This window comes from Streptomyces sp. NPDC031340, from assembly GCF_055569945.1.
On the sequence record NZ_JBVIIE010000004.1, the window covers coordinates 1 to 26,155 of the forward strand.

The 26,155-nt window shown below is 70.9% G+C and carries 24 protein-coding genes; 8 read left to right on the plus strand and 16 right to left on the minus strand.

Annotated elements, in window-relative coordinates; translation table 11 throughout:
• Positions 1-110: 110 nt before the first annotated feature.
• Genes ACZ5GT_RS03640 through ACZ5GT_RS03675 form a run of 8 tightly spaced genes read right to left on the minus strand, consistent with a single transcriptional unit; the run spans position 111 to position 6,680 of the window.
• A complete protein-coding gene (locus tag ACZ5GT_RS03640; RefSeq protein WP_469013763.1) occupies positions 111-443 on the minus strand; it encodes a metal-sulfur cluster assembly factor in 333 nt (110 codons plus the stop codon).
• Positions 440-907: a Fe-S cluster assembly sulfur transfer protein SufU gene (gene sufU / locus ACZ5GT_RS03645; protein ID WP_469013765.1), complete on the minus strand. Its 468-nt coding sequence runs from the start codon at positions 905-907 to the stop codon at positions 440-442. The genes ACZ5GT_RS03640 and sufU overlap by 4 nt, the downstream gene beginning before the upstream one ends.
• A gap of 16 nt (positions 908-923) precedes the next feature.
• Positions 924-2,180 (minus strand): cysteine desulfurase, encoded by a 1,257-nt coding sequence (locus ACZ5GT_RS03650; protein ID WP_469013768.1) that lies wholly within the window; start codon positions 2,178-2,180, stop codon positions 924-926.
• Complete coding sequence (gene sufC, locus ACZ5GT_RS03655) at positions 2,177-2,944, minus strand: Fe-S cluster assembly ATPase SufC (RefSeq protein WP_469013772.1); 768 nt, start codon at positions 2,942-2,944, stop codon at positions 2,177-2,179. The genes ACZ5GT_RS03650 and sufC overlap by 4 nt, the downstream gene beginning before the upstream one ends.
• Positions 2,945-2,951: 7 nt before the next feature.
• Entirely contained in the window at positions 2,952-3,281 is a 330-nt protein-coding gene (locus tag ACZ5GT_RS03660) for a bifunctional 3-phenylpropionate/cinnamic acid dioxygenase ferredoxin subunit (protein WP_469013773.1), read from the minus strand.
• A complete protein-coding gene (gene sufD / locus ACZ5GT_RS03665; RefSeq protein WP_469013775.1) occupies positions 3,278-4,492 on the minus strand; it encodes a Fe-S cluster assembly protein SufD in 1,215 nt (404 codons plus the stop codon). The genes ACZ5GT_RS03660 and sufD overlap by 4 nt, the downstream gene beginning before the upstream one ends.
• Before the next feature lie 53 nt (positions 4,493-4,545).
• Positions 4,546-5,967 carry a Fe-S cluster assembly protein SufB gene (gene sufB, locus ACZ5GT_RS03670; RefSeq protein ID WP_324785481.1) on the minus strand — a complete coding sequence of 474 codons (1,422 nt, stop codon included), beginning with the start codon at positions 5,965-5,967 and terminating at the stop codon, positions 4,546-4,548.
• A complete protein-coding gene (locus ACZ5GT_RS03675; protein WP_469013777.1) occupies positions 5,964-6,680 on the minus strand; it encodes a helix-turn-helix transcriptional regulator in 717 nt (238 codons plus the stop codon). The genes sufB and ACZ5GT_RS03675 overlap by 4 nt, the downstream gene beginning before the upstream one ends.
• Before the next feature lie 214 nt (positions 6,681-6,894).
• On the opposite strand from ACZ5GT_RS03675, the gene ACZ5GT_RS03680 reads away from it, so the two are divergent.
• Genes ACZ5GT_RS03680 through ACZ5GT_RS03690 form a run of 3 tightly spaced genes read left to right on the plus strand, consistent with a single transcriptional unit; the run spans position 6,895 to position 9,696 of the window.
• A complete protein-coding gene (locus tag ACZ5GT_RS03680; RefSeq protein WP_469013780.1) occupies positions 6,895-7,872 on the plus strand; it encodes an ABC transporter ATP-binding protein in 978 nt (325 codons plus the stop codon).
• A gap of 20 nt (positions 7,873-7,892) precedes the next feature.
• Positions 7,893-8,636: an ABC transporter permease gene (locus tag ACZ5GT_RS03685; protein WP_469014163.1), complete on the plus strand. Its 744-nt coding sequence runs from the start codon at positions 7,893-7,895 to the stop codon at positions 8,634-8,636.
• Positions 8,637-8,682: 46 nt separating this feature from the next.
• Positions 8,683-9,696 (plus strand): COX15/CtaA family protein, encoded by a 1,014-nt coding sequence (locus ACZ5GT_RS03690; protein WP_469013782.1) that lies wholly within the window; start codon positions 8,683-8,685, stop codon positions 9,694-9,696.
• A gap of 40 nt (positions 9,697-9,736) precedes the next feature.
• Here the strand turns inward: ACZ5GT_RS03690 and ACZ5GT_RS03695 are convergent, their stop codons facing one another.
• From ACZ5GT_RS03695 to ACZ5GT_RS03705, 3 genes are all read right to left on the minus strand, one after another.
• On the minus strand, positions 9,737-10,843 hold the full coding sequence (locus ACZ5GT_RS03695; RefSeq protein WP_469013783.1) for an amidohydrolase family protein: 1,107 nt from the start codon (positions 10,841-10,843) through the stop codon (positions 9,737-9,739).
• 133 nt (positions 10,844-10,976) lie between these two features.
• Positions 10,977-11,297 (minus strand): hypothetical protein, encoded by a 321-nt coding sequence (locus ACZ5GT_RS03700; protein WP_360758962.1) that lies wholly within the window; start codon positions 11,295-11,297, stop codon positions 10,977-10,979.
• Positions 11,298-11,355: 58 nt separating this feature from the next.
• Positions 11,356-12,327, minus strand: a complete 972-nt coding sequence (locus ACZ5GT_RS03705; RefSeq protein WP_469013786.1) for a heme o synthase — start codon at positions 12,325-12,327, stop codon at positions 11,356-11,358.
• A gap of 338 nt (positions 12,328-12,665) precedes the next feature.
• On the opposite strand from ACZ5GT_RS03705, the gene tkt reads away from it, so the two are divergent.
• Genes tkt through pgl form a run of 5 tightly spaced genes read left to right on the plus strand, consistent with a single transcriptional unit; the run spans position 12,666 to position 19,380 of the window.
• Positions 12,666-14,753: a transketolase gene (gene tkt, locus ACZ5GT_RS03710; RefSeq protein ID WP_469013789.1), complete on the plus strand. Its 2,088-nt coding sequence runs from the start codon at positions 12,666-12,668 to the stop codon at positions 14,751-14,753.
• 32 nt (positions 14,754-14,785) lie between these two features.
• On the plus strand, positions 14,786-15,904 hold the full coding sequence (gene tal, locus ACZ5GT_RS03715) for a transaldolase (protein WP_469013790.1): 1,119 nt from the start codon (positions 14,786-14,788) through the stop codon (positions 15,902-15,904).
• Between the two features lie 4 nt (positions 15,905-15,908).
• The gene (zwf, locus tag ACZ5GT_RS03720; protein ID WP_360758954.1) at positions 15,909-17,441 is read left to right on the plus strand and encodes a glucose-6-phosphate dehydrogenase; all 1,533 of its coding nucleotides are present in this window, start codon (positions 15,909-15,911) and stop codon (positions 17,439-17,441) included.
• Positions 17,438-18,601 carry a glucose-6-phosphate dehydrogenase assembly protein OpcA gene (gene opcA / locus ACZ5GT_RS03725; RefSeq protein WP_469013792.1) on the plus strand — a complete coding sequence of 388 codons (1,164 nt, stop codon included), beginning with the start codon at positions 17,438-17,440 and terminating at the stop codon, positions 18,599-18,601. The genes zwf and opcA overlap by 4 nt, the downstream gene beginning before the upstream one ends.
• The gene (gene pgl / locus ACZ5GT_RS03730) at positions 18,598-19,380 is read left to right on the plus strand and encodes a 6-phosphogluconolactonase (RefSeq protein WP_469013793.1); all 783 of its coding nucleotides are present in this window, start codon (positions 18,598-18,600) and stop codon (positions 19,378-19,380) included. The genes opcA and pgl overlap by 4 nt, the downstream gene beginning before the upstream one ends.
• 65 nt (positions 19,381-19,445) lie before the next feature.
• Here pgl and ACZ5GT_RS03735 read toward each other — a convergent pair whose 3' ends face one another.
• The 5 genes from ACZ5GT_RS03735 to ACZ5GT_RS03755 form a co-directional block, all read right to left on the minus strand.
• Positions 19,446-20,285 carry a carbohydrate ABC transporter permease gene (locus ACZ5GT_RS03735; RefSeq protein WP_469013795.1) on the minus strand — a complete coding sequence of 280 codons (840 nt, stop codon included), beginning with the start codon at positions 20,283-20,285 and terminating at the stop codon, positions 19,446-19,448.
• Positions 20,282-21,646: an ABC transporter permease subunit gene (locus tag ACZ5GT_RS03740; RefSeq protein ID WP_469013796.1), complete on the minus strand. Its 1,365-nt coding sequence runs from the start codon at positions 21,644-21,646 to the stop codon at positions 20,282-20,284. The genes ACZ5GT_RS03735 and ACZ5GT_RS03740 overlap by 4 nt, the downstream gene beginning before the upstream one ends.
• Before the next feature lie 6 nt (positions 21,647-21,652).
• On the minus strand, positions 21,653-22,981 hold the full coding sequence (locus ACZ5GT_RS03745) for an ABC transporter substrate-binding protein (RefSeq protein ID WP_469014165.1): 1,329 nt from the start codon (positions 22,979-22,981) through the stop codon (positions 21,653-21,655).
• 38 nt (positions 22,982-23,019) lie between these two features.
• Complete coding sequence (locus ACZ5GT_RS03750; RefSeq protein WP_469013798.1) at positions 23,020-24,687, minus strand: glycoside hydrolase family 13 protein; 1,668 nt, start codon at positions 24,685-24,687, stop codon at positions 23,020-23,022.
• 130 nt (positions 24,688-24,817) lie between these two features.
• Complete coding sequence (locus ACZ5GT_RS03755; protein ID WP_469013800.1) at positions 24,818-26,086, minus strand: ABC transporter substrate-binding protein; 1,269 nt, start codon at positions 26,084-26,086, stop codon at positions 24,818-24,820.
• Between the last annotated feature and the right edge of the window lie 69 nt (positions 26,087-26,155).

Genomic DNA, 26,155 nt, shown 5'->3' on the forward strand with positions numbered 1-26,155 from the left:
CGGGGGGGTAGGCTGCCCCTCGAAAGCAGGCGGTCACAGAGAAACAAACACGCGGGGGCGCCCCCCCCCCCCCCCCCCCCCCCCGCGCTTGTCGCGTGCCGGGGAAGGTGTCAGACGTTGAACCCGAGCGCGCGCAGCTGCTCGCGTCCGTCGTCCGTGATCTTGTCCGGGCCCCACGGCGGCATCCAGACCCAGTTGATGCGCAGTTCGCTGACCAGGCCGTCGGTGGCGGACTTGGCCTGGTCCTCGATGACGTCGGTCAGCGGGCAGGCCGCCGAGGTCAGGGTCATGTCGACGGTCGCGATGTTGGCGTCGTCGACGTGGATTCCGTAGATCAGGCCCAGGTTGACGACGTCGATGCCCAGCTCGGGGTCGACGACGTCCATCAGGGCCTCGCGGAGCTCCTCCTCCGAGGCCGGCTTCATCTCAGCGGTGTCGGTCATGCCGTCTTCCTTTCGGCGTCGGCTCCGCCCAGGGCCTGGGCCGTCGCGTCCTTCCACGCCATCCAGCTCAGGAGGGCGCACTTGACCCGGGCCGGGTACTTGGAGACGCCCGCGAACGCGACCGCGTCCTCCAGGACCTCCTCCATCGCGTCGTCGGGCTCGATGCGGCCCTTGGACTGCATCAGCTCCAGGAAGGTCTCCTGGATCTTCTGCGCCTCGGCGAGGTCCTTGCCGACGAGGAGTTCGTTCAGCACGGAGGCCGAGGCCTGGCTGATGGAACAGCCCTGGCCCTCGTAGCTGACGTCCTCGATCTTCGTGCCGTCGTACTTCACGCGAAGGGTGATCTCGTCGCCGCACGTCGGGTTGACGTGGTGCACCTCGGCGTCGCCGTCCCGCAAGCCCCGCCCGTGCGGATTCTTGTAGTGGTCCAGGATGACTTCCTGGTACATCGAGTCCAGCTTCATGCGATCGCTCGTCCCGTCAGCCGAAGAAGTTCCGTACGTGCTCCAGTCCGTCGACCAGAGCGTCGATCTCGGCCGGCGTGGAGTACAGGTAGAACGACGCTCGCGTGGTCGCGGGAATTCCGTACCGCAGGCAGACCGGCCGGGCGCAGTGGTGACCGACCCGGACCGCGATGCCCTGCTCGTCGAGGACCTGGCCCACGTCGTGCGGGTGGATGTCGCCGAGCGTGAAGGAGATCGCCGCGCCCCGGTCCTCGGCCGTGGTCGGGCCGATGATCCGCAGGTCGGGGACCTGGGCCAGCCGCTGGACGGCGTACTCGGTCAGCGCGTGCTCATGGGCGAGGATCTTGTCCATGCCGATGGCGTCGAGGTAGTCGATCGCCGCGCCCAGGCCGACCGCCTGCGCGATCGGGGGCGTGCCCGCCTCGAACTTGTGCGGCGCCGGGGCGTAGGTCGAGGAGTGCATCGACACCGTCTCGATCATCTCGCCGCCGCCGAGGAACGGGGGCAGGTCCTCGAGCAGCTCCTGGCGGCCCCACAGCACGCCGATGCCGGTCGGGCCGCACATCTTGTGACCGGTGAAGGCCACGAAGTCGGCCTGCAGCGCCTGCACGTCCAGCGGCATGTGCGGGGCGGCCTGCGAGGCGTCGACGCAGACCAGGGCGCCGACCTCCTGGGCGCGCCGGACGATCGCCTCGACCGGGTTGACCGTGCCCAGGATGTTGGACACCAGCACGAAGGAGACGATCTTCGTCTTCTCGGTGATGACCTCGTCGATGTTCGACAGGTCCAGGCGGCCGTCGTCGGTGAGGCCGAACCACTTCAGCTTCGCGCCCGTACGTTGCGCGAGCAGCTGCCACGGCACGATGTTGGAGTGGTGCTCCATCTCCGTGATGACGATCTCGGTCTCGTGGTCCACCCGGTAGGGCTCCTCGGCCCAGCCGAGCATGTTGGCCACGAGGTTGAGCGACTCGGAGGCGTTCTTGGTGAAGATCACCTCGTCGCGGCTGGGCGCGTTGATGAACGCGGCGACCTTGTCGCGCGCGCCCTCGTACAGCGCCGTGGCCTCCTCGGCGAGGACGTGCACACCGCGATGGACGTTGGCGTTGTAACGCTCGTAGTACTCGTTCAGGGCGTCGAGCACCTGGCGCGGCTTCTGCGAGGTCGCCGCGTTGTCCAGGTAGACGAGCTTGCGGCCGTCGTGGACCTGGCGGTCCAGGATCGGGAAGTCCTTGCGCAGCGCCTCGGCGTCGAGGAGGCCCGGCAGTTGTGTCATGCCACAGTCTCCTTCGGGTTCGCGTACGCCTCGTAGCCCTCGTTCTCCAGCTTGTCCGCGAGCTCCGGACCGCCGGACTCGACGATGCGGCCGCCGGCGAACACGTGGACGTGGTCGGGCTTGATGTAGCGCAGGATGCGCGTGTAGTGCGTGATCAGCAGGGTGCCGACCTCGCCGGACTCGCGGACGCGGTTGACGCCCTCGGAGACGATGCGCAGCGCGTCGACGTCCAGGCCGGAGTCGGTCTCGTCGAGGATCGCGACCTTCGGCTTGAGCAGCTCCAGCTGGAGGATCTCGTGGCGCTTCTTCTCACCGCCGGAGAAGCCCTCGTTGACGTTGCGCTCGGCGAAGGAGGAGTCCATGTGGAGGCGCTCCATGGCCTCCTTGACCTCCTTGACCCAGGTGCGCAGCTTGGGGGCCTCGCCGCGGATGGCGGTGGCGGAGGTGCGCAGGAAGTTGGAGACGGAGACGCCGGGCACCTCGACCGGGTACTGCATCGCCAGGAACAGGCCGGCGCGGGCGCGCTCGTCGACGGACATCGCCAGGACGTCCTCGCCGTCGAGGGTGACGGTGCCGCCGGTGACCGTGTACTTGGGGTGCCCCGCGAGGGAGTAGGCGAGGGTCGACTTGCCGGAGCCGTTGGGGCCCATGATGGCGTGCGTCTCGCCCTGCTTCACGGTGAGGTCGACGCCCTTGAGGATCTCCTTCGTGGCGTTGTCGGCCTCGACGGTGACGTGCAGGTCTCGGATTTCAAGCGTAGCCATGGGTGCCTCAGGACTCCTGGGTGAGGGAGACGAGAACGTCGTCCCCTTCGATCTTGACGGGGTATACGGGGACGGGGCGCGTCGCGGGGAGGCCGGAAGGCTTGCCGGTGCGCAGGTCGAAGGCGGAACCGTGCAGCCAGCACTCGATCTGGCAGTCCTCCACCTCGCCCTCGGAGAGCGAGACGTTCGCGTGCGAGCAGATGTCGTAGATCGCGAAGACCTCCCCCTCGGCGTGCACGAGGGACACCGGCGTGCCGTCGATCTCCACCCGCTTCGGGGTGCCCTCCTCCAGCTCGCTCAGCGCGCAGACACGGACGAAGCCCGGCGTTTCACTCATGCGACGGACTCCTCCAGCTCCTGGTCGATCTTGGCGATGAGCCGCTCCTCGATGTCCGGGACGCCGATCTGCTGGACCAGTTCGGCGAAGAAGCCGCGCACGACGAGGCGGCGGGCCTCGTGCTCGGGGATGCCGCGGGCCATCAGGTAGAACAGCTGCTCGTCGTCGAAGCGGCCGGTGGCGGAGGCGTGGCCGGCGCCGACGATCTCGCCGGTCTCGATCTCCAGGTTCGGCACCGAGTCGACCCGGGCGCCGTCGGTGAGGACGAGGTTGCGGTTCATCTCGTAGGTGTCGGTGCCCTCGGCCGCGGCCTCGATGAGGACGTCGCCGATCCACACGGCGTGCGCGTCGTCGCCCTGGAGCGCGCCCTTGTAGACGACGTTCGACTTGCAGTGGGGCGCGTTGTGGGTGACCAGCAGGCGGTGCTCGTGGTGCTGGCCGGCGTCGGTGAAGTACAGGCCGAGCAGTTCGGCCTCGCCGCCGGGGCCGGCGTAGGTCACGCGCGGGTGGATGCGCACCAGGTCGCCGCCGAAGGTGACGACGATGTGCCGGAAGCCGGCGTCCCGGCCGATCAGGGCGCTCTGCTGGGCCACGTGGACGGCGGTGTCGTCCCAGTCGACCACGGTGACCACGGTGAGCTTCGCGCCGTCGCCGACGATGTACTCCACGTTCGCGGCGCGGACGGCGTCGCCGGTGTGGTCGATGACGACGGTGGCCTCGGCGAAGGCCTCCAGCTCGAAGACGGTGTGGCCGTAGGTCACGCCGCCCTCGCCGTGCAGGGCGAGGCGGACCGGCTCGCTCAGCACGGTCTCCTTCGGCACGGTGACGACGGTCGCCTCCTCGAAGGAGGAGTAGGCCTGGGCCGCGACCCGGTCCACCGGCGCGCCGGCCCGGCCGAGCCGGGCGTCGTCGCGGCCGACCGTCTCGACGGTGACGCCGTCGGGCGCGGAGAACTCGGCCTTGACCGAGCCGCCGGCGACCGCGGTGCCGTCGTGCAGGCCGCGCAGGCGCTCCAGCGGGGTGAACCGCCACTCCTCCTCACGGCCGTGCGGGACGGGGAAGTCCGCCACGTCGAAGGAGGGCGGCGCGCTCATGCGGGAGACGACGGTCGACTCGGCGGCGACCGCGATCGACCCGGCGGTGGTGGACCCCAGCGGTGGGGCCCCCGCGCGAGCGGAGCCGGGCGTGGTGGAGTTCTGGGCCTCAGCCATGGCTGTCGTAGTGCTCTCTTTCCTGAGTAAGACGTCTGCCGGTGATGGGGCGGTCAGCCGACCGCGCCTTCCATCTGCAGCTCGATCAGCCGGTTGAGCTCCAGCGCGTACTCCATCGGCAGTTCCTTGGCGATCGGCTCGACGAAGCCGCGCACGATCATCGCCATCGCCTCGAACTCGCTCAGACCGCGGCTCATCAGGTAGAAGAGCTGGTCCTCGGAGACCTTGGAGACGGTCGCCTCGTGACCCATGGACACGTCGTCCTCGCGGACGTCGACGTAGGGGTAGGTGTCCGAGCGGGAGATGGTGTCGACGAGCAGCGCGTCGCACAGCACGTTGGACTTGGAGCCGGGAGCGCCCTCACCGATCTCGATCAGTCCGCGGTAGGAGGTACGGCCGCCGCCGCGCGCCACCGACTTGGAGACGATGTTGGAGGACGTGTTCGGGGCCATGTGAACCATCTTGGCGCCGGCGTCCTGGTGCTGGCCCTCGCCCGCGAAGGCGATGGACAGGGTCTCGCCCTTGGCGTGCTCGCCCATCAGGTAGACGGCCGGGTACTTCATCGTCACCTTGGAGCCGATGTTGCCGTCGACCCACTCCATGGTCGCGCCCTCGTAGGCGACGGCGCGCTTGGTGACCAGGTTGTAGACGTTGTTCGACCAGTTCTGGATGGTCGTGTAGCGGCAGCGGGCGTTCTTCTTGACGATGATCTCGACGACCGCGCTGTGCAGCGAGTCCGACTTGTAGATCGGGGCGGTACAGCCCTCGACGTAGTGCACGTAGGCGCCCTCGTCGACGATGATCAGGGTCCGCTCGAACTGGCCCATGTTCTCCGTGTTGATGCGGAAGTAGGCCTGGAGCGGGATCTCCACGTGCACGCCCTTCGGCACGTAGATGAAGGAGCCGCCGGACCACACGGCGCTGTTCAGCGACGCGAACTTGTTGTCGCCGACCGGGATGACCGTGCCGAAGTACTCCTTGAAGAGCTCCGGGTGCTCCTTCAGGGCGGTGTCGGTGTCGAGGAAGATGACGCCCTGCTCCTCCAGGTCCTCGCGGATCTGGTGGTAGACGACCTCCGACTCGTACTGGGCGGCGACACCGGCGACCAGGCGCTGCTTCTCCGCCTCCGGGATGCCCAGCTTGTCGTAGGTGTTCTTGATGTCCTCGGGCAGGTCCTCCCAGGACTCCGCCTGCTTCTCCGTGGAGCGCACGAAGTACTTGATGTTGTCGAAGTCGATGCCGGACAGGTCCGAGCCCCAGTTCGGCATGGGCTTCTTCTCGAAGAGCTTCAGGCCCTTCAGGCGCAGCTTCGTCATCCACTCCGGCTCGGACTTCTTCGCGGAGATGTCCCGGACGACCTCTTCACTCAGGCCGCGCTTCGCCGCGGCACCGGCCTCGTCGGAGTCGGCCCAGCCGTATTCGTACTTGCCCAGGCCTTCGAGCTCGGGGTGGGCAGTCTCCGTGGGGAGTGTCATGCGGGGTTCCTCCCGGCCGTGCTTGTGGATGCGTTGTGGGAAATCTTGGGGATGAAGGTCGTGCAGACGCCGTCGCCGTGGGCGATGGTGGCCAGCCGCTGCACATGGGTCCCGAGCAGTTCGGCGAAGAACTCCGTCTCCGCCTCGCACAGCTGGGGGAACTGCTCCGCGACGTGGGCCATCGGGCAGTGGTGCTGGCACAGCTGCTCACCTTGGTGCGGGAGGGGCGCGCTGCGTGCCGTAGCAGCGTACCCGTCCGCGCTCAGGGCCTTGGCGAGGGCTTCGGCCCGCCGGTCGGGGGCGGCGCCCTCGACCGCCTTGCGGTACGCGCCCGCCTGCGCGGCGATCCGGGCGCGCGCGAAGGCCGCGACCGCCTCGCCGCCCTCACGCTCGGCGATCCAGCGCAGGGCGTCCGCGGCGAGCTTGTCGTACGACTGGTCGAAGGCGTCACGACCGCAGTCGGTGAGCACGAAGACCTTGGCGGGGCGGCCGCGGGTACGGGCTCCGTAGACCCGCTGCTCGCGCGCCTCCACGACGTCGTCGGCGGCCAGCGCGTCGAGATGCCGGCGTACGGCGGCCTGGGTGAGGCTCAGCCGCGCGGCGAGCTCGGCGACGGTCGACGGCCCGTGGTCCAGGATGGACCGCGCGACCCGGTTGCGCGTGGAGCGCTCACCGGTCGCGAGTTCCTCCTGCCGGGACGCAGTCGAAGGCACGCCGTTTTTCACAACGCCATTGTTGCGTAATTCGTGAGGGGCGGGCAAGCCGCCTCCTGACCGCCGGACGGTGCCCTGCGTCACTTAGGTATACCTAATCCCACCTGCGCGAACGATCTTCGACCGGTCGGCCGGGCGGAAGTGGCCGGCCGGGCGGTTCCGATCCCGCACCCGCCCGCCGGGGGCACCCGCGGCGAACCTAGACTCTGGACCCATGCGAAGTGAGCCCGCCCGCCCGTCTCCCGGCCACGACCTCCCGGGGAGACGCTTCGCGTCGCACCCGCTCATCGAGGTCCGGGCCCTGGTGAAGCGGTACGGCACGAAGACCGCCGTGGACGGTCTCGACCTGGTGGCCCGCGCGGGCGTGACCGCCGTGCTCGGCCCCAACGGCGCCGGCAAGACGACGACGGTAGAGACCTGCGAGGGCTACCGCAGGCCGGACTCCGGCACGGTGCGCGTCCTCGGCCTCGACCCGGTGCGGCAGGCCGGGGAGCTGCACCCGCGCATCGGCGTGATGCTGCAGTCCGGCGGCGTCTACTCGGGCGCGCGGGCCGACGAGATGCTGCGCCACGTCGCCCGGCTGCACGCGCACCCGCTGGACGTGGACGCGCTGATCGAGCGACTCGGGCTCGGCTCGTGCGGTCGCACGGCCTACCGGCGCCTGTCCGGCGGGCAGCAGCAGCGCCTGGCGCTGGCGATGGCCGTGGTGGGCCGCCCGGAGCTGGTGTTCCTGGACGAGCCGACCGCCGGCCTCGACCCGCAGGCCCGCCGCGCCACCTGGGACCTGGTGCGCGACCTGCGCGCGGACGGCGTCTCGGTGATCCTCACCACGCACTACATGGACGAGGCCGAGCAGCTCGCCGACGACGTGGCGATCATCGACGCCGGCCGGGTCGTCGCGCAGGGCTCCCCGGAGGAGCTGTGCCGCGGCGGCGCGGAGAACACGCTGCGCTTCGCCGGCCGCCCGGGCCTGGACGTCGGCTCGCTGCTGAAGGCGCTGCCCGCGGACTGCTCGGCGGACGAGCTGACGCCGGGCTCGTACCGGGTCGTCGGCAAGGTCGACCCGCAACTGCTCGCTACCGTGACCTCGTGGTGCGCCCAGCACGGGGTGATGCCGGAGAGGATCTCGGTGGAGCGGCACACCCTCGAAGACGTCTTCCTGGAGCTGACCGGCAAGGAGCTGCGCTCGTGACCGTGGGTACGTACACGCCGATGCCGGGCGCCGCCCCGCTCCCCCGCATGATCGCGGCGCAGGCCGTGCTCGAGACGAAGATGCTGCTGCGCAACGGCGAGCAGCTGCTGCTCACCGTCGTCATCCCCACCCTGCTGCTGGTGCTGTTCAGCTCGGTGGACATCGTCGACACCGGTGCGGGCGAGGCCGTCGACTTCCTCACCCCGGGCGTCCTCGCGCTGGCGGTGATGTCGACCGCGTTCACCGGCCAGGCGATCGCGACGGGCTTCGAACGCCGCTACGGCGTCCTGAAGCGGCTGGCCTCCTCGCCGCTGCCGCGCTGGGGCCTGATGACGGCGAAGACGGCGTCGGTGCTGGTCACGGAGATCCTCCAGGTGATCCTGCTGACGGTGATCGCCCTCGCGCTGGGCTGGTCGCCGCACGGCGACCCGGCCGCGGTACTGCTCCTGCTGGTCCTGGGCACGGCCGCGTTCTCCGGCCTCGGCCTGCTGATGGCGGGCACCCTGAAGGCGGAGGCCACCCTGGGCGCCGCCAACCTGGTGTTCCTGCTGCTGCTCGTGGGCGGCGGGGTGATCGTGCCGCTGGACAAGTTCCCCGCGGGCGCCCAGGACGTGCTCGGCCTGCTGCCCGTCTCCGCCCTGTCGGACGGCCTGCGGGACGTGCTGCAGCACGGGGCCGGCATGCCCTGGGCGGACCTGGGGATCCTGGCCGGGTGGGCGGTCGTGGGCCTCGCGGCCGCGGGGACGTTCTTCCGCTGGGAGTAGGCGCACCGTGGACCCTCGTGAAAGCGTGCACAAGCGGCGGCCTACCATGGGGCACGTGCCAAACCTCTCCCGCGCCGACGCCCAGGCCGCCGTGCGCAACCCGCTCGCCTTCGTCGCCGAACGCTGGACCCCGGCTCCCCGGACGGTTCAGCGGGCGGCTCTCTCCGCGCTCGTGATGTCGGTGGTCATCGTGGTCACCGGCGGTGCGGTGCGGCTGACCGGTTCCGGGCTCGGCTGCCCGACCTGGCCCAAGTGCACGGCCGACTCGCTCACCACCACCAGTGCGATGGGCCTGCACGGCGCCATCGAGTTCGGCAACCGCCTGCTGACGTACGTGCTGTGCGCGGCGGTCGGCTGGGCGATCGTCGCGGCGCGCGCCGCGAAGCCGCTGCGGCGCAGCCTCACCCGGCTGGGCTGGGCGCAGTTCTGGCTGGTGATGGGCAACGCCGTGCTCGGCGGCATCGTGGTCCTGGTCGGCCTGAACCCGTACACGGTCGCGGCCCACTTCCTGCTCTCCACGGCCCTGATCGCGGTCGCCACGGTGATGTGGCAGCGCACCCGCGAGGGAGACGGCGCGCCCCGGCCGCTGGTCGGCCCGGCCGTGCAGCAACTGGTGTGGTTCCTGGTCGCCGCGTCGGTCCTGCTGATCGCGGTCGGCACGGTGGTGACCGGCTCCGGCCCGCACGCGGGCGACTCCAGCGAGGTGGAGCGGATGCCGCTGGACTGGGAGACGGTCAGCAAGCTGCACGCCGTGCTGGCCTGGATCGTGGTGACCCTGACGTTCGCCCTGTGGTTCGTCCTGAAGGCGGTCGACGCCCCCAAGGGCCCGCTGGACCGCACCCGCGAGCTGTTCGTCGTACTGCTGCTGCAGGGCGCCATCGGCTACGTCCAGTACTTCACGAAGCTTCCCGAGGTGCTGGTCGCCCTGCACATGCTCGGCTCCTGCCTGATGTGGATCGGCGCCCTCAGGGTCCTGCTGGCCCTGCGTGAACGCCCCGAGGCCACGGCGGCCGACCTGCCGGGGCAGTCGACCGAGCTGAAGGCCGGCAGCTCCGCGTAGCGCGTGGGCCGGCCGGCGCCGCGGACCGCCCGCCCCTCGGTCAGTCCAGGCCGTACACCCGGTGGGCGTTCCCGGCCGCGAGCATGCCGGCCACCCGCTCCGCGTCGCCCTGCGACCAGGCGCCCTCGGACACCCAGCCGCCCAGCACCCGTTCGAGCGACTCGCGGAACAGCCGGGCGGCCACCACGTGCAGCTCGGGCAGGCCGTGGGCGCCGCTGGAGAAGAGGATCTTGCCGAAGGGCGCCAGCTCCAGGATCTCGGCGAGGACGGACGCGGCCCGGGCGCCGGTGCGGACCAGGGCGGCTCCCGAGTCGGCGTACACGTGCGGGAAGACGCCCGCGAGATGCGCGGCGTGGCGGTGGTACGGGTAGCCGTGCAGCAGGATCAGGTCCGTGCCGAGCCCGGCCGTCGCCCGGACGAAGTCGGTCAGCAGCACCGGGTCGGAGCGGTCGACGCGCCGGCCCGGGTCGCCGAGCCCCGCGTGCAGTTGCAGCGGCAGGCCGGAGGCCACGGCGATCCACAGCAGGTGGCGCAGGAGCACCGGGTCGCTCAGTTCGCCGCCGACGCCTCTCCCGGCCAGCCACCGCCCGGCCGCGCCCCGCACCTCCCCCGGCCCCGGCGGCTCGGGCGCCAGCGCCAGCCCGTGCCGCACGCCCGCCACGGAGGTGAACGCGACCGCGCTCCCGGCGGCCGTGTACACGGACTCGGCGAGGTTGGCGAGGAAGGACTCGACGGTGCCGGAGGTGTCGGCGACCTGTTCGGCGAGGAGTTCGAGGCGGACGACCTCGCGAGCGTCGGCGGCACCCGCGGACGCCATCTCCAGGGGGCCGGTGAGGTCCCCGGGCAGCCCGGTGTCGACCAGGTACGTCGTGATGCCGCTGCCGCGCAGCAGCCGGCGGCCCGCCTCCAGCACGCCGAGCTCACGGCGCCGGGCGAGATACCGGGCGGGCGGGCAGTGCGGTTCCAGGCCGAGCAGCGGAGGGCACCAGCGGCGCACGGCGAAGCCGGTCTGCGTGTCGAAGAGGGTGGTACCCGGGGCGGGCGGCCCCTCGGTGCGGGCGAGCTGGGTCTCGAACGTGCCGAGGCCCAGCTCCGTCCTCAGTACGCCGTGGCAGTACTGGTCCACGAGGGACGGCGTTTCGATCATCCGGACTCCCCGTCAGACGCTGCCTCGCAGGGCCTAACGGGTGAACCGGGCATCAGGTCGCGGTCCGCGCGGTCCGGTTTCCCCGGCGTTCTCCGCCGGCCTTCTCCGCCCGGTCGTTCGGCCGCCCGGTCGTTCAGCCGCCGAGCTGGATGCCGGCCATCCTCTTCCACTCGTACTCGCCGGTCCGCACCTTCGCCGCGAACTCGCCGTCGAAGGCCTCGTGGACGGTGACGCCCGCCTTCTCGACCGCCTTCTCGGCGATCCCGTACGTGGGGGCCACCAGGTCGCCCCAGCCGCCGTCCTCGCCGACCAGGACGATCCGGGCGCCGCGCTCGCCGATGTAGGCCACCTGGGCCTCGGCGCCGCCGTGCGCCTTGGAGAAGGCGTCGATCTGCTTGGCGAGCCGGGCTGCCTTCTGCTCGGCCTTCGCGTCAACCTGCTGCGTGTCTGCCATGGCCAGGATGCTACTCAGCGGTAGATCGACTGGCGAGGGCGGGGCACTGTGACGTACGTCAGCGCAGGAAGGGGTCCACGGCCACGGCCACGAACAGCAGGGACACGTAGGTGATCGACCAGTGGAACAGGCGCATCTCCTTGAGCTTCCCGCCCGTCACCTCGGCCTTGGCCCGGTTCTGCAGCGCGTGCGCCTCCCACAGCCACCAGCCGCCCGCGGCGAGGGCGACGGCCGTGTAGAACCAGCCGGTGTAGCCGAGCGGCGTCAGCAGGAGCGAGACGGCCACCATGACCCAGCTGTAGATCACGATCTGCCTGGCCACCACCTTGTTGGAGGCGATGACCGGCAGCATCGGCACGCCCACCCGCGCGTAGTCCTCCTTGACCTTCATGGACAGCGGCCAGTAGTGCGGCGGCGTCCAGAAGAAGATCACCAGGAAGAGGACGACCGGAGCCCAGGAGAGCGAGTCCGTCACGGCCGACCAGCCGATCAGCACCGGCATGCAGCCCGCGATGCCGCCCCACACGATGTTCTGCGCGGTACGCCGTTTGAGCAGCATCGTGTAGACGACGACGTAGAAGAGGAGCGCTCCGAGTGACAGCCAGGCCGACAGCCAGTTGACGGCGAACCCGAACATCAGCGTCGAGACGACGGCCAGCGTGATGCCGAAGGCCAGGCACTCGCGCGGGCTGACCATGCCGGTGACCAGCGGCCGCTGCGAGGTGCGGTCCATCAGCGCGTCGATGTCGCGGTCGATGTACATGTTCAGCGCGTTGGCGCCGCCCGCGGAGAGGTAGCCGCCGACGCAGGTGAGCAGGACCAGCTTCAGGTCCGGAACGCCCTGCTGGGCGAGGAACATCACCGGAACGGTGGTGATGAGCAGGAGCTCGATGATCCGCGGCTTGGTCAGCGCCACGAACGCCTTGACACGGGCCCCGAACGGCCGGCGGCTCGACTTCTGGCTGGCATCGAGCACCACCCCCGCTGGACGGGATTCGACGGCCGTCACGCACACCCCTGACAGAGACATCCCAGCGAGCCCTCACCATGTGAACCACAGGTAAAGGCTCGCGCGTACCACGCCACTGTAGACGTTGCCCAGACCCGGGCATCCGCGGGGGTCCGGTCGTGTCCGGCGGCGCGCCCGCACGAGCGGAACCCCGCCGCTTTGAGCGCACGGACGAGCGGCTGCGTATTCAGTTGCCGAACGCGCCACGGCGCGGCTGGGAGACGGACGCCATGGACTCCCGGCAGTCTGGAGCGACTCGAAAAGACGCACGTACCTACGGGGGTAGGCTCGACAACGGCCGGCGCCCGATGCACCGGCTATCGACATGCGTGACATGTGGAGAGGAGCCCTGACCCAGGGTGAGCACCAAGCCGACCACCACAGACCTCGAGTGGACCGAGTTGGACCAGCGGGCCGTCGACACCGCCCGCGTCCTGGCCGCCGATGCCGTACAGAAGGTCGGCAACGGCCATCCGGGTACGGCGATGAGCCTGGCGCCCGCCGCCTACACCCTCTTCCAGAAGGTGATGCGGCACGACCCGGCCGACCCGGAGTGGGTCGCGCGTGACCGCTTCGTGCTGTCCGCGGGCCACTCGTCCCTGACCCTCTACACCCAGCTGTACCTGGCCGGCTTCGGTCTGGAGCTGGACGACCTGAAGTCGTTCCGCACCTGGGGCTCGAAGACCCCCGGTCACCCGGAGTACGGGCACACCAAGGGTGTGGAGACGACGACCGGCCCGCTGGGCCAGGGTGTCGCCAACGCGGTGGGCATGGCGATGGCCGCCCGCTACGAGCGCGGTCTGTTCGACCCGGAGACCCCGCAGGGCGAGTCGCCCTTCGACCACTTCGTCTACTGCATCGCCGGCGACGGCTGCCTGCAGGAGGGCATCTCCGCGGAGGCGTCCTCGCTGGCCGGCCACCAGAAGCTCGGCAACCTGATCCTGCTGTGGGACGACAACCACATCTCGATCGAGGGCGACACCGAGACGGCCGTCTCCGAGGACACCGTAAAGCGGTACGAGGCCTACGGCTGGCACGTGCAGCGCGTCGAGCCGCAGGAGAACGGCGACCTCGACCCGGCCGCCATCCACGCCGCGGTCCAGCGGGCCAAGGCGGTCACGGACCGGCCGTCCTTCATCGCGATGCGCTCGATCATCGCCTGGCCGGCCCCGAACGCCCAGAACACCGAGGCCGCGCACGGCTCGGCGCTCGGCGACGACGAGGTCGCCGCCACCAAGCGGGTCCTCGGCTTCGACCCGGAGCAGAGCTTCGAGGTCTCCGACGAGGTCCTCAAGCACACCCGCCAGGCCCTGGAGCGGGGCCGTGCGGCGAAGGCCGAGTGGGAGAAGTCGTTCCAGCTGTGGCGTGAGCACAACCCCGAGCGCGCCGCCGAGTTCGACCGCGTGCAGGCGGGCGAGCTGCCCGCGGGCTGGGAGGAGAAGCTCCCGGTCTTCGAGACGGGCAAGGGCGTCGCCACGCGTGCCGCGTCCGGCAAGGTGCTGCAGGCGCTCGGCGCGGTGATCCCGGAGCTGTGGGGCGGCTCCGCCGACCTGGCCGGCTCCAACAACACCACCATCGACAAGGCGTCGTCGTTCCTGCCGGCGGGCAACCCGCTGCCGGAGGCCGACCCGTACGGCCGCACGATCCACTTCGGCATCCGCGAGCACGCCATGGCCGCGGAGATGAACGGCATCGCGCTGCACGGCAACACCCGGATCTACGGCGGCACGTTCCTCGTCTTCTCCGACTACATGCGCAACGCGGTGCGCCTGTCGGCCCTGATGCACCTGCCGGTGACGTACGTGTGGACGCACGACTCCATCGGTCTCGGCGAGGACGGCCCGACCCACCAGCCGGTCGAGCACCTGGCGTCGCTGCGCGCGATCCCCGGCCTGAACGTCGTCCGCCCGGCGGACGCCAACGAGACCGCCGTCGCCTGGCGCGAGATCCTCAAGCGGCACACCAAGGAGTTCGGCAAGGGCGCCCCGCACGGCCTCGCGCTGACCCGCCAGGGCGTGCCGACGTACGAGCCGAACGAGGACGCGGCCCGCGGCGGCTACGTGATGTTCGAGGCCGACGGCGGCGAGCCGCAGGTGATCCTGATCGCCACCGGTTCCGAGGTGCACGTCGCCGTCGAGGCGCGCGAGCGGCTGCAGGCCGACGGGGTGCCCACGCGGGTCGTGTCCATGCCGTCCGTGGAGTGGTTCGAGGAGCAGGACCAGGGGTACCGGGACAGCGTTCTGCCGCCGCACGTGAAGGCGCGTGTCGCGGTGGAGGCGGGCATCGGTCTCACCTGGCACAAGTACGTCGGGGATGCCGGTCGCATCGTTTCCCTGGAGCACTTCGGTGCTTCCGCCGACGGCAAGGTCCTCTTCCGCGAGTTCGGTTTCACCGCCGAGAACGTGACTGCCCAGGCGCGGGAATCCCTCGCCGCCGCCCAGCGCTGACGCCCACATACGACACGTAGGAGATGTATTCCATGACAGACGCACTCAAGCGCCTCTCCGAGGAAGGCGTGGCGATCTGGCTGGACGACCTGTCGCGCAAGCGGATCACGTCCGGCAACCTCGCCGAGCTGATCGACCAGCAGCACGTCGTGGGCGTCACCACCAATCCGACGATCTTCCAGAAGGCGATCTCCGAGGGCGACGGCTACGACCAGCAGCTGTCGGACCTCGCCGCCCGCAAGGTCACCGTCGAAGAGGCCATCCGCATGATCACCACGGCGGACGTCCGGGACGCCGCCGACATCCTGCGGCCGGTCTTCGACGCCACCGACGGCCAGGACGGCCGGGTGTCCATCGAGGTCGACCCGCGGCTGGCGCACAACACCAAGGCGACGGTCGCCGAGGCCAAGCAGCTGGCCTGGCTGGTGGACCGGCCCAACACCCTCATCAAGATCCCGGCCACCGAGGCGGGCCTGCCGGCGATCACCGAGGTCATCGGCCTCGGCATCAGCGTCAACGTCACGCTGATCTTCTCGCTGGAGCGGTACCGCAAGGTCATGGACGCCTACCTGGCGGGCCTGGAGAAGGCCAGGGAGCGCGGCCTGGACCTGTCGCGGATCCGGTCCGTGGCGTCCTTCTTCGTCTCCCGTGTGGACACCGAGATCGACAAGCGGCTCGACGCCCTGGGCACCGACGAGGCCAAGGCGCTGCGCGGCAAGGCCGCTCTCGCCAACGCCCGGCTGGCCTACCAGGCGTACGAGGAGGTCTTCTCCTCCGACCGCTGGCAGTCCCTGGAGAACGCGGGCGCCCAGAAGCAGCGTCCGCTGTGGGCGTCGACGGGCGTGAAGGACCCGGCGTACAAGGACACCCTGTACGTCGTCGACCTGGTGGCGCCGAACACGGTGAACACCATGCCGGAGGCCACCCTGCTGGCCACCGAGGACCACGGCGAGATCGCCGGGGACACCGTCGCCGGCACCTACGAGCAGGCCCGCGCCGATCTCGACGCGGTGGAGAAGCTCGGTATCTCGTACGACGACGTGGTCCAGGTCCTGGAGGACGAGGGCGTCGAGAAGTTCGAGGCGTCCTGGAACGACCTGCTGAAGTCGACCGAGGCGGAGCTGGAGCGCCTCGCCCCCTCGGAGGGCTGACATCTTGACACCTGTACACGGAGCGAACCCGCTTCGTGACCCCGCAGACCGACGGCTCCCGCGCATCGCGGGGCCGTCGGGTCTGGTCATCTTCGGCGTCACGGGCGATCTGTCGCGGAAGAAGCTCATGCCCGCCGTGTACGACCTCGCCAACCGGGGTCTGCTGCCGCCCGGCTTCTCGCTGGTCGGCTTCGCGCGCCGGGAGTGGCAGCACGAGGACTTCGCGCAGGAGGTCCACGACGCCGTCAAGGAGCACGCGCGGACGCCGTTCCGCGAGGAGGTCTGGCAGCAGCTCATCCAGGGGATGCGCTTCGTCCAGGGCACCTTCGACGACGACGACGCGTTCGAGCGGCTGCGCGCCACCATCGACGAGCTCGACAAGGCGCAGGGCACGGGCGGCAACTTCGCGTTCTACCTGTCGGTGCCGCCTCGGTCGTTCCCGGTGGTCATCCAGCAGCTGAAGAAGCACGGCCTGGCCGACCAGGAGAACGGTTCATGGCGGCGGGCGGTGATCGAGAAGCCCTTCGGCCACGACCTGGAGTCCGCCAAGGAGCTCAACCAGGTGGTGCACGAGGTCTTCGCGCCCGACCAGGTGTTCCGCATCGACCACTACCTGGGCAAGGAGACCGTCCAGAACATCCTGGCGCTGCGCTTCGCCAACACCATGTTCGAGCCGATCTGGAACCGGTCCTTCGTGGACCACGTGCAGATCACCATGGCCGAGGACATCGGCATCGGCGGCCGGGCCGGCTACTACGACGGCATCGGCGCGGCCCGTGACGTCATCCAGAACCACCTGCTGCAGCTGATGGCGCTGACGGCCATGGAGGAGCCCGCCTCCTTCGACGCGGACGCGCTGGCCGCGGAGAAGACCAAGGTGCTCGGCGCGGTGCGGCTGCCGAAGGACCTGGGCCGCGACACCGTGCGCGGGCAGTACGCGGCCGGCTGGCAGGGCGGCGAGAAGGCGGTCGGGTACCTCCAGGAGGAGGGCATCGACCCGCAGTCCAAGACCGACACCTACGCGGCCCTGCGACTGAACATCGACAACCGCCGCTGGGCGGGCGTCCCCTTCTACCTGCGCACCGGCAAGCGGCTGGGCCGCCGGGTCACCGAGATCGCGGTGGTCTTCCAGCGGGCGCCGCACTCCCCCTTCGACACCACGGCGACGGAGGAGCTGGGCCAGAACGCCATCGTCATCCGCGTCCAGCCGGACGAGGGCGTCACCGTCCGCTTCGGCTCCAAGGTGCCGGGCACGTCGATGGAGATCCGGGACGTGTCGATGGACTTCGCCTACGGCGAGTCCTTCACCGAGTCCAGCCCGGAGGCGTACGAGCGGCTGATCCTGGACGTGCTGCTCGGCGACTCGAACCTCTTCCCGCGCACCGAGGAGGTCGAGCTGTCCTGGAAGATCCTCGACCCGATCGAGCGCTACTGGGACACGCACGGCAAGCCGGCCCAGTACCCGTCGGGCACGTGGGGGCCCGTCGAGGCGGACGAAATGCTCGCACGAGAGGGACGGAGCTGGCGCCGGCCATGAAGACAGACCTCACGGACACCACGGCCAGCAAGATCAACAAGGCGCTGGTGCAGGGCCGCCGGGCCATCGGCACACCCGCCGTCGGCATGGTGCTCACGCTGGTCATCGTCACGGACGAGGAGAACGCCTACGACGCCCTGAAGGCGGCCGGCGACGCCTCCCGCGAGCACCCCTCGCGCACCCTGGTGGTCATCAAGCGCGTCTCGCGCACACCCCGCGACCGCACGTCGTCCCGGCTGGACGCCGAGGTGCGGGTGGGCGCGGACGCGGGCACCGGCGAGACGGTCATCCTGCGGCTGTACGGCGAGGTCGTCGACCACGCCCAGTCGGTGGTGCTGCCGCTGCTGCTGCCGGACGCCCCGGTGGTGGTGTGGTGGCCGGTGAACGCGCCGCTCGACCCGGCGAACGACCCGCTGGGCGCGCTGGCCCAGCGCCGGGTGACGGACACCTACGCCGCGGAGCAGCCGGTGAGCGAGCTGGCTGCTCGCGCCGACACCTACACCCCCGGCGACACCGACCTGTCGTGGACCCGCATCACGCCGTGGCGTTCGATGCTGGCGGCGGCCCTGGACCAGGTCACCTGCGAGGTGAAGGCGGTCGAGGTGGAGGGCGAGGAGTTCAACCCGAGCTGCGAGCTGCTGGCGATGTGGCTCGCGGACCGGCTGGACGTCCCGGTCCGGCGCTCCCTGTCCAGCGGTCCGGGGCTGACCGCGGTCCGTATGACCACCGACTGCGGTCCGATCGTCCTGGACCGGGCCGACGGCTCGCTCGCGACGCTGTCCATACAGGGCCAGCCCGACCGTGCGGTGGCGCTGAAGCGCCGTGACACGGCCGAGCTGATCGCGGAGGAGCTGCGCCGGCTCGACCCGGACGACACCTACGCGTCGGCGCTGCGGTACGGGGTGGAGCGGCTGAACGCGGTGGCTGCCGCGACGGCGGCGTTCGTCCCCGGGGCGCCGGTCACGGATGCCGGGCGCTCCGGCGCCGGGAACGCCGAGGACGCCGGGAACGCCGAGGACTCGGCCGCCGCCGACTCCGGTGCCGGTAAGCCGGCCAAAGGAGAACCGGTCGCTGTCCGGACCCCTGTCGAGGGCACTGCGAAAGGTCCCGCCGAGGAAGCGGCGGCGCAGGAACCGGTGACCAGGGCGGCGAGGAAGTGAGCGCTCCGCAGCTGGTCGTGCACCGCGACAAGGAACTGATGGCGCAGGCCGCCGCGGCCCGCCTGGTCACGAAGATCGTCGACGCGCAGGCCTCCCGGGGCTACGCGTCCGTGGTCCTGACCGGCGGCCGCAACGGCAACGGCCTGCTGGCCGCCCTGGCGGCCGAGCCCGCCCGGGACGCCGTCGACTGGAGCCGGCTGGACCTGTGGTGGGGAGACGAGCGCTTCCTGCCGGAGGGTGATCCGGAGCGCAACGTCACGCAGGCCCGCGAGGCGCTGCTGGACGCGGTGCCGCTGGATCCGAGGCGGGTGCACGCCATGCCCGCCTCGGACGGCCCGTACGGCACCGACGTGGACGCCGCCGCGGCCGCGTACGCCGAGGAGCTGGCCCGGGCGGCGGGCCCCGAGAACCACGCGCCGGTACCGGCCTTCGACGTGCTGATGCTGGGCGTCGGCCCGGACACGCACGTGGCCTCCCTGTTCCCCGAGCTTCCCGCGGTACGGGAGACGGAGCGCACGGTGGTCGGCGTCCACGGCGCGCCGAAGCCGCCGCCGACCCGGGTGACGCTGACGCTCCCGGCGATCCGGTCCGCCCGCGAGGTGTGGCTGCTCGCGGCGGGCCAGGACAAGGCGGAGGCCGCGGCGATCGCCCTGTCCGGCGCGGGCGAGATCCAGGCTCCGGCGGCAGGAGCCCGCGGCCGCGCCCGCACCCTGTGGCTGCTGGACGCCGCGGCGGCCTCCCAGCTGCCGCGGTCGCTGTACCCGCCCGCGCTGGCCTGAGCGCGGACGCACCGGCGGAAACACCCGGACGGGGTGCGGTGAGGACCTCCTCACCGCACCCCGTCTCATTTCACCGACCCGGCCATCACGCCCTGCACGAAGTGCCGCTGGAAGGCGAAGAACACCACCACCGGGACCACCAGGGACATGAACGCGCCTGGCGCCAGGACATCGATGTTGCTGCCGAACTGCCTTATCTGAGACTGGAGTTCCACCGTCAGCGGCTGCGAGGAGCTGTCCGCGAACAGCAGCGCCACCAGCATGTCGTTCCACACCCACAGGAACTGGAAGATGGCCAGGCTCGCGAGCGCCGGCAGGCCCACGGGCAGCACCAGGCGGGTGAAGATGCGCCATTCGCCGCCGCCGTCCATCCGGGCCGCTTCCAGCATCTCCTTCGGCATCTCGGCGAAGTAGTTGCGCAGCAGGAACACCGCGAACGGCAGCCCGTAGGCCACGTGGAAGAGGACGACTCCCGGGATCGTGCCGAACAGGCCCAGCTCGCCGAAGAGTTTGGCGACCGGCAGCAGTCCGATCTGCACCGGCACCACCAACAGGGCCACCACCAGCAGGAAGAGCGGATCCCGCAGGGGGAAGTCCAGCCAGGCGAAGGCGTATCCGGCGAGGGCCGCGATGCCGACGACGAGCACCGTCGTCGGCACCGAGATCAGCACGGTGTTCCAGAACGCCTGGGTGATCCCCGCGTTCTTCAGCAGCGCCGTGTAGTTGCCGAAGGACAGCTCACCGGGGCTCGCCAGGGCCGTCCACCAGCCGCCTTTCGCGGTGTCCTGGGCCGAGCGCAGGGAGGAGAGGAACAGGCCGGCCAGCGGGGTCAGCCAGATCAGGCCGATCAGCACCAGGAAGGCCTGCACGAGGCCGTTGCTCACAGAGCGCCGCAGCGCGTTCATCGCTGGCTCCTTCGGAAGCGGCGGACGTTGAAGACCATGGCGGGGATCACCAGGAGCAGCAGCAGGACGCCCAGCGCGCTGCCGAGCCCCTGGTCGTTGCCGCCGCCGAAGGACACCAGCCACATCTGGGTGGCGAGCACGGTCGCGTCCTCCTGTACCGGCCCGGGCGCGATGACGTAGACGAGGTCGAAGACCTTCATCACGTTGATGACGAGGGTCACGAAGACGACCGTCAGCACGGGCGCCAGCAGCGGCACCGTGATGCGCCGGAAGATCTGCCACTCGTTCGCGCCGTCCATCCGGGCCGCCTCCAGCGCGTCCCTCGGCAGCGTCGCGAGGCCCGCGCCGATCAGCACCATCGCGAACCCGGTCCAGATCCACAGGTACGCCCCGATGATCGCCGGCGTGACGAGCGCCGGGCCGAGCCAGGAGACTCCGTCGTAGGGCGGCGCGAAGTTGGCGGCGGGCAGCCGCACGGCGTACGGGCCCCCGTCCAGGCCCGCGAAGCGGAAGGATCCGTCGGAGGCGGTGGTCGTCGACGCGACCGTCCTGCCGTCGCGCACCGCGTCGACCCGCATCCCCGGCAACCCGCTCTCGCGCCGGTCGACCTTGCCCTGTTCCCCTCCCCCGCCGGGCGTGAAGTCCAGGTAGACGACGCCGCGCACGTCGCCGGGGGCTGCCTCGCGCCCGGCCGCCGGGTACGCGGGCCGCGCCCCGCCGGGGACGTCGTCGGGGCGCACCCCGACGAGGCCGAGCGTCACCGTGTCCCCCGGCGAGACGCTCGCGCTCGTCCGGTAGGAGCCGTCCGCCCCCTTGGTCAGCCCCTGGCCCTCGCGGGCCCGGGCGGTCGGGTAGGACGACGTGCCCGTGAAGGCGTCGTGCACGGAGACCACGGCCGCGTTCAGCACTCCCTTGTCCGGGTCCTCGTCGTAGGCGAGGCGGAAGATGATGCCGGCGGCGAGGAAGGACACGGCCATCGGCATGAACAGCAGCAGCTTGAAGGCGGTGGCCCAGCGGACCTTCTCCACCAGCACCGCGAGGATCAGCCCGAGACCGGTCAGCAGGGCCGGGGCCACGACGACCCAGACGGCCGTGTTCCGTACGGCTTTGAGGGTCGCCGGGTCGCGGAACATCTCGGTGTAGTTCTCGCCGCCGACGAAGCGGGTGCCGGAGGCGTCGAAGAAGCTGCGGCCGACCGAGAACAGCACGGGGTAGACGACGAGCGCGCCCAGCAGGAGCAGCGCCGGGAAGACGAACAGCAGGGCGACGGCGCGGGCCCGCCGACGCGCGCGCCGGACGCGCTCGGCGCGGGCGGCGGGCGGCCGCGGACTCGCGGTCTCTTTCACCAGGGTGGCGGTCATGGCGGGTCAGTCCCGGTAGGCCTTGGCCGCCGCGGCTTCCAGTTTCGCCGCGGTCCCCTTCGGGTCCGACGGGTCGCGCAGGAAGTCCTGCAGCAGCTTCCACTCGCCGGCGCCCTTGGTGCCGCCGAAGGCGGCGGGCGCCTGGTCGGACATGTCGAAGCGGACCGAGTCACCGGCCGCGACCAGGGACTTGGCGGTGGCGCGCGTGACGTCGTCGCCGTACTCGGCGAGGTCGAGCTTCCGGTTCGGGGAGAGGAAGCCGCCCGCCTTCGCCCACACGGCCGCGGCCTCGGGGGTGGCCAGGTACTCCAGGAGCTTCATGCCGGCGTCGGCGTTCTTGCCGTCCTTCAGGACGACGGCCGCGTCGCCGCCGCTGACCACCGGGGCCTTGCCGCCGCCGACGGCCGGGAAGGGGAAGAAGTCGGCGTCTTCGCCGATCTCCTTGCCGAACTGGTCCTTGGCCACGCCGGCGACGAAGTCGCCCTCGTAGACCATGCCGGCGTCGGGCTCGGGGCCGAAGACCTTCTCCACCGAGCCGGGGAAGTCGGTGTTGAGGGCCTCCTTCTGCCCGCCCGCCACCAGCTGCTTGTCCTTGAACAGCTTGCCGAGCGTACCGAGCGCCTCGACGACCGAGGGGTCGGTCCACTTCAGCTCGTGCGCGGCGAGGGCGTCGTACTTCTCGGGTCCGGCCTGGGAGAGGTAGACGTTCTCGAACCAGTCGGTGAGGGTCCAGCCGTCCTGCCCGGCGACCGAGAAGGCGGCGAGACCCGAGTCGGAGACGGTGTGCCCGGCCTTGAGCATTCCTTCGAAGGTGGTCGGCGGCTCGACGCCGGCCTGGGCGAGGGCGTCGGGGCTGTACCAGACCGTCGACTTGTGGGCGGCCTTGAAGTACAGGCCGTAGAGGCGGCCGTCCACGCTGCCGTACTTCTTCCAGATCGGGGCGTAGCCCGCGTCGACCGCCTTCTCGGTGGTGGCGGACAGCGGCCTGAGCCAGCCCTTCTTCGCGAACTGCTGGACCACGCCGACCTGCGGGACCATCACCACGTCCGGGGCGTTGCCGCCCTCGATCTTGCTGCCGACGACGGTGGAGACGTTGTCCCCGGTGGACACGAACTGGGTCCTGGCGCCGGTCTTCTCGCTGAACGCGTCCAGCACCTTCTGGAAGTTCTTCTGCTCGTTGCCGGACCAGACGCCGGCCACGGTGACCGTCTGGCCGCTGAGCGCCTTGTCCCCGCCGCCCGCCGAGACCGGTCCGCCGCCTCCGCAGGCGGTCGCGCCGAGCGCGAGGGCGAGGGCGGTGCAGCTCGTGAGCAGGGTGGTACGTCGTCGCATCATCATCGATGTTCCTTCGTGGGTGGAGTGGTGACGCTGGGTCAGAGATCGCTGAGCCACCAGGCCGCTGTCGAGCCGGACAGCACGCCGGCCGGACAGGGGCTGCTGGACAGCAGGGGGGTGCCGGAGACCGGCGCGGGGGTGGGCGCCGTGCCGAAGTTGACGGCGCAGACGAGGCCGTCGCCGCGGCCGAAGGCGAGGACGCCGGGCGGGCTGTCCAGCCAGCGCAGCGTGCCCTCGCCCAACTGCGGCAGCCGTGAACGCAGGTGGAGGCCGTCGCGGTACAGGTGCCAGAAGGAGCGGGTGTCTGCGAGGGCGCGGTCGGTGGCGTACTCGGCGAAGTACTCCGGCTGCGGCAGCCAGGGCCGCGCGCCCTCGGCGCCGGAGGTGAAGCCGAACGGCGATGCCTGCCCGGACCACGGCAGCGGCACCCGGCAGCCGTCGCGTACGCGGGCGCGGCTGCCGGTGCGACGGAAGATCGGGTCGGTGAGCACGTCGTCCGGCAGGTCGACGACCTCCGGCAGGCCCAGCTCCTCGCCCTGGTAGACGTACGCGGCGCCGGGCAGCGCCAGCATCAGCAGCGCGGCGGCGCGGGCGCGGGCGGCGCCGAGGCCGCTGCCCTGCGGGGTGGGTTCGCCGTAGCGGGTGACGGTGCGGACCTGGTCGTGGTTGTTGAGGACCCAGGTGACCGTGGAGCCGGTGCCGGCGATGTCCTGCATGGCCTCGGCGATGACCTTGCGGAAGGCGTCGGCGTCCCAGGGGGCGCTGAGCAGGTCGAAGAAGAACGCCTGGTGGAGCTCGTCCGGGCGGACGTACCGCGCGTGTTCGCGCGCGGTCGGCACGGAGACCTCGCCGACCAGCAGCCGCTCGCTGCCGTCCCGTGCCGTGTACTCCTCGCACAATGACCGCCAGCGGCGCCACACGCCGTGCACCTCGGGCTGGTTCCAGGCGAGCGGGTTGACCGAGTCGCGGGTGCGGGCGTCGGCCTCGGGGTCCGGGGAGTCGGGCAGCTCGGGGTGCTTGAAGAGGCCGGCGGCCACGTCGATGCGGAAGCCGTCGACGCCCCGGTCCAGCCAGAAGCGCAGAACGCGGTCGAACTCGGCGGGGATGTGGGGGTGGCGCCAGTTCCAGTCGGGCTGCTCGGGCGTGAACATGTGCAGGTACCACTGCCCGGGGCGGCCGTCCGTCTCGGTCACCCGGGTCCAGGCCGGGCCGCCGAACATGGCGTGCCAGTTGTTGGGCGGCTCGGCGCCGTCCGGGCCGCGGCCGTCGGCGAAGTGGAACCGTGCGCGGGCCTGGCTGCCGGGCGGCGAGGCGAGCGCCTCGCGGAACCAGGGGTGCTCGCTGGAGCAGTGGTTGGGGACGATGTCCAGCAGCACCTTGACGCCGAGCCGCCGGGCGGCCGCCACCAGCCGGTCGAACTCGGCGAGGTCGCCGTAGACCGGGTCGACGTCGCAGTAGTCGGCCACGTCGTAGCCGTGGTCGTGCTGCGGGGAGGGATAGAAGGGGCTCAGCCAGATCCCGTCGACACCGAGCTTCTTCAGGTACGGCAGTCCGGCCCGGACGCCGGCCAGGTCGCCGACGCCGTCGCCGGTGCTGTCCAGGAAGCTGCGGACGTACACCTGGTAGATCACTGCGTCACGCCACCAGCGATGCCTGTTCAACCCATTGGCCTGTCTCTGCGGAGGGGAGGGGTAGTTGTTGTGCATGCATGTTAGGTAGTCATGTCGCAGAGATGTCAACGAGCAGCCGTAAGCTACCGAAGAGTTCGCCCTTAATATGCTGATAAATCAGGCCAGTGGGACCGCAAGAGAGGCCTGTTCGATACTTAACAAGTAACTATCGACTGGGGATGGCGGCGAGTTCGCGCGCCAGCCGCCGCACCGCGGCCTCGGGCGTCATGTGCCCGGTCATCGCGTCGCGCACGACGGCCTGCACCACCAGGCTCACCTGGTCGTAGCGCGGGCTCTTGGGACGGGACCTGGCGGCGAGCACGCTCTCGCGCAGGGTCGGCAGGTACGGGAACCGCCGCACCAGTCCGGGGTCCTCGTACAGCGCGGCGCGCACCGGCGGCAGGGCGCCGCGGGTGAGGACCTGGCGCTGGACGGGCTCGCTGGTGAGGTACGCGATCAGCCGGGCGGCCGAGTCGGGATGGCGGGCATGCGTGCTGACGGCGAGGTTGGAGCCGCCGAGGACGCCTGCCCCCGGCCCGTCCGGCCCGGGCAGCGGCACGGCGCCGACCTTCCCGGCGACCGGCGAGCCCGCGGCCGACGCGACGACGTACGCGTAGGGCCAGTTGCGCAGGAAGAGCAGCCGGCCGTCCTGGAACGCCTGCTTGGACTCCTCCTCCTTGTACGTGAGCGCCTCTTTCGGTATCCAGCCCTCGCGGACACCGCGGGCCAGGAACCCGATCCCCTCGCGGGCCGCCGCCGAGTCCACCGTGACGCGTGCGCCCTCGTCGCCGAGGATGGTGCCGCCCGCCGAGTAGACGGCCTCGGCCGCGTTGACGGTGAGCCCCTCGTACGGCAGGAACTGGCCCGCGTATCCGTCGAGGCCGTGCCGCGGCGCGATGGTCTTCGCGTCGTGCTCCAGCTCGGCCCAGGTGCGCGGCGGCGGGACGCCCTCCGCGGCGAGGACGTCCTTGCGGTACAGCAGCAGGCCGGCGTTGGTGACGTACGGAACGGCGTACAGCTGCCCGTCGTAGGTCGCCGTGTCCTGCACCGGCCGCAGGAAGGTCTTCAGCGGGAAGCGGTCGCGCGGCAGCGGGCGGATCCAGCCGGCGGCCGCGAACTCCGAGGTCCAGTTGACGTCGATGTTGAGGACGTCGAACCGGCTGCGGCCGCCGCCGCGCAGGTCGGTGGCCATTTGCGCGTGCGTCTCGTCGGCGGAGTCCGGAAGCTCGACGAGCGTGACCTTCTCGCCGGGGTGGGTCCGGTTCCAGCCCTCCAGGAGGGGCCCGAGATACCCGGTGAGGTCCCCGGCGGTGGCGAACGTCAGGGGCCCGCGGCCCGCGCTCTCCTCGCCGGCCCGCGCGCCCGCGGCGACATGACCGGCCACGACCACGACGAGAACGAGGAGGCCCCTACCCGCGGCACGCGCCCACCGCATAGGTTCCTCCTTGCACGCCCGGCTCCGGCCGCCCTCGCCCGCAGTCAGAGGACATGTATACCTGTTAGG

Coding starts and splice junctions, on each gene's coding strand:
- ACZ5GT_RS03705 (WP_469013786.1), bottom strand. CDS start 12,327: ATGTCTCTGTCAGGGGTGTGCGTGACGGCCGTCGAATCCCGTCCAGCG.
- sufU (WP_469013765.1), bottom strand. CDS start 907: ATGAAGCTGGACTCGATGTACCAGGAAGTCATCCTGGACCACTACAAG.
- ACZ5GT_RS03700 (WP_360758962.1), bottom strand. CDS start 11,297: ATGGCAGACACGCAGCAGGTTGACGCGAAGGCCGAGCAGAAGGCAGCC.
- opcA (WP_469013792.1), top strand. CDS start 17,438: ATGAAGACAGACCTCACGGACACCACGGCCAGCAAGATCAACAAGGCG.
- ACZ5GT_RS03755 (WP_469013800.1), bottom strand. CDS start 26,086: ATGCGGTGGGCGCGTGCCGCGGGTAGGGGCCTCCTCGTTCTCGTCGTG.
- tal (WP_469013790.1), top strand. CDS start 14,786: ATGACAGACGCACTCAAGCGCCTCTCCGAGGAAGGCGTGGCGATCTGG.
- ACZ5GT_RS03660 (WP_469013773.1), bottom strand. CDS start 3,281: ATGAGTGAAACGCCGGGCTTCGTCCGTGTCTGCGCGCTGAGCGAGCTG.
- ACZ5GT_RS03640 (WP_469013763.1), bottom strand. CDS start 443: ATGACCGACACCGCTGAGATGAAGCCGGCCTCGGAGGAGGAGCTCCGC.
- ACZ5GT_RS03745 (WP_469014165.1), bottom strand. CDS start 22,981: ATGATGCGACGACGTACCACCCTGCTCACGAGCTGCACCGCCCTCGCC.
- ACZ5GT_RS03690 (WP_469013782.1), top strand. CDS start 8,683: ATGGGGCACGTGCCAAACCTCTCCCGCGCCGACGCCCAGGCCGCCGTG.
- ACZ5GT_RS03740 (WP_469013796.1), bottom strand. CDS start 21,646: ATGACCGCCACCCTGGTGAAAGAGACCGCGAGTCCGCGGCCGCCCGCC.
- ACZ5GT_RS03695 (WP_469013783.1), bottom strand. CDS start 10,843: ATGATCGAAACGCCGTCCCTCGTGGACCAGTACTGCCACGGCGTACTG.
- sufC (WP_469013772.1), bottom strand. CDS start 2,944: ATGGCTACGCTTGAAATCCGAGACCTGCACGTCACCGTCGAGGCCGAC.
- ACZ5GT_RS03750 (WP_469013798.1), bottom strand. CDS start 24,687: ATGCACAACAACTACCCCTCCCCTCCGCAGAGACAGGCCAATGGGTTG.
- ACZ5GT_RS03650 (WP_469013768.1), bottom strand. CDS start 2,180: ATGACACAACTGCCGGGCCTCCTCGACGCCGAGGCGCTGCGCAAGGAC.
- sufD (WP_469013775.1), bottom strand. CDS start 4,492: ATGGCTGAGGCCCAGAACTCCACCACGCCCGGCTCCGCTCGCGCGGGG.
- ACZ5GT_RS03685 (WP_469014163.1), top strand. CDS start 7,893: ATGCCGGGCGCCGCCCCGCTCCCCCGCATGATCGCGGCGCAGGCCGTG.
- ACZ5GT_RS03735 (WP_469013795.1), bottom strand. CDS start 20,285: ATGAACGCGCTGCGGCGCTCTGTGAGCAACGGCCTCGTGCAGGCCTTC.
- sufB (WP_324785481.1), bottom strand. CDS start 5,967: ATGACACTCCCCACGGAGACTGCCCACCCCGAGCTCGAAGGCCTGGGC.
- ACZ5GT_RS03680 (WP_469013780.1), top strand. CDS start 6,895: ATGCGAAGTGAGCCCGCCCGCCCGTCTCCCGGCCACGACCTCCCGGGG.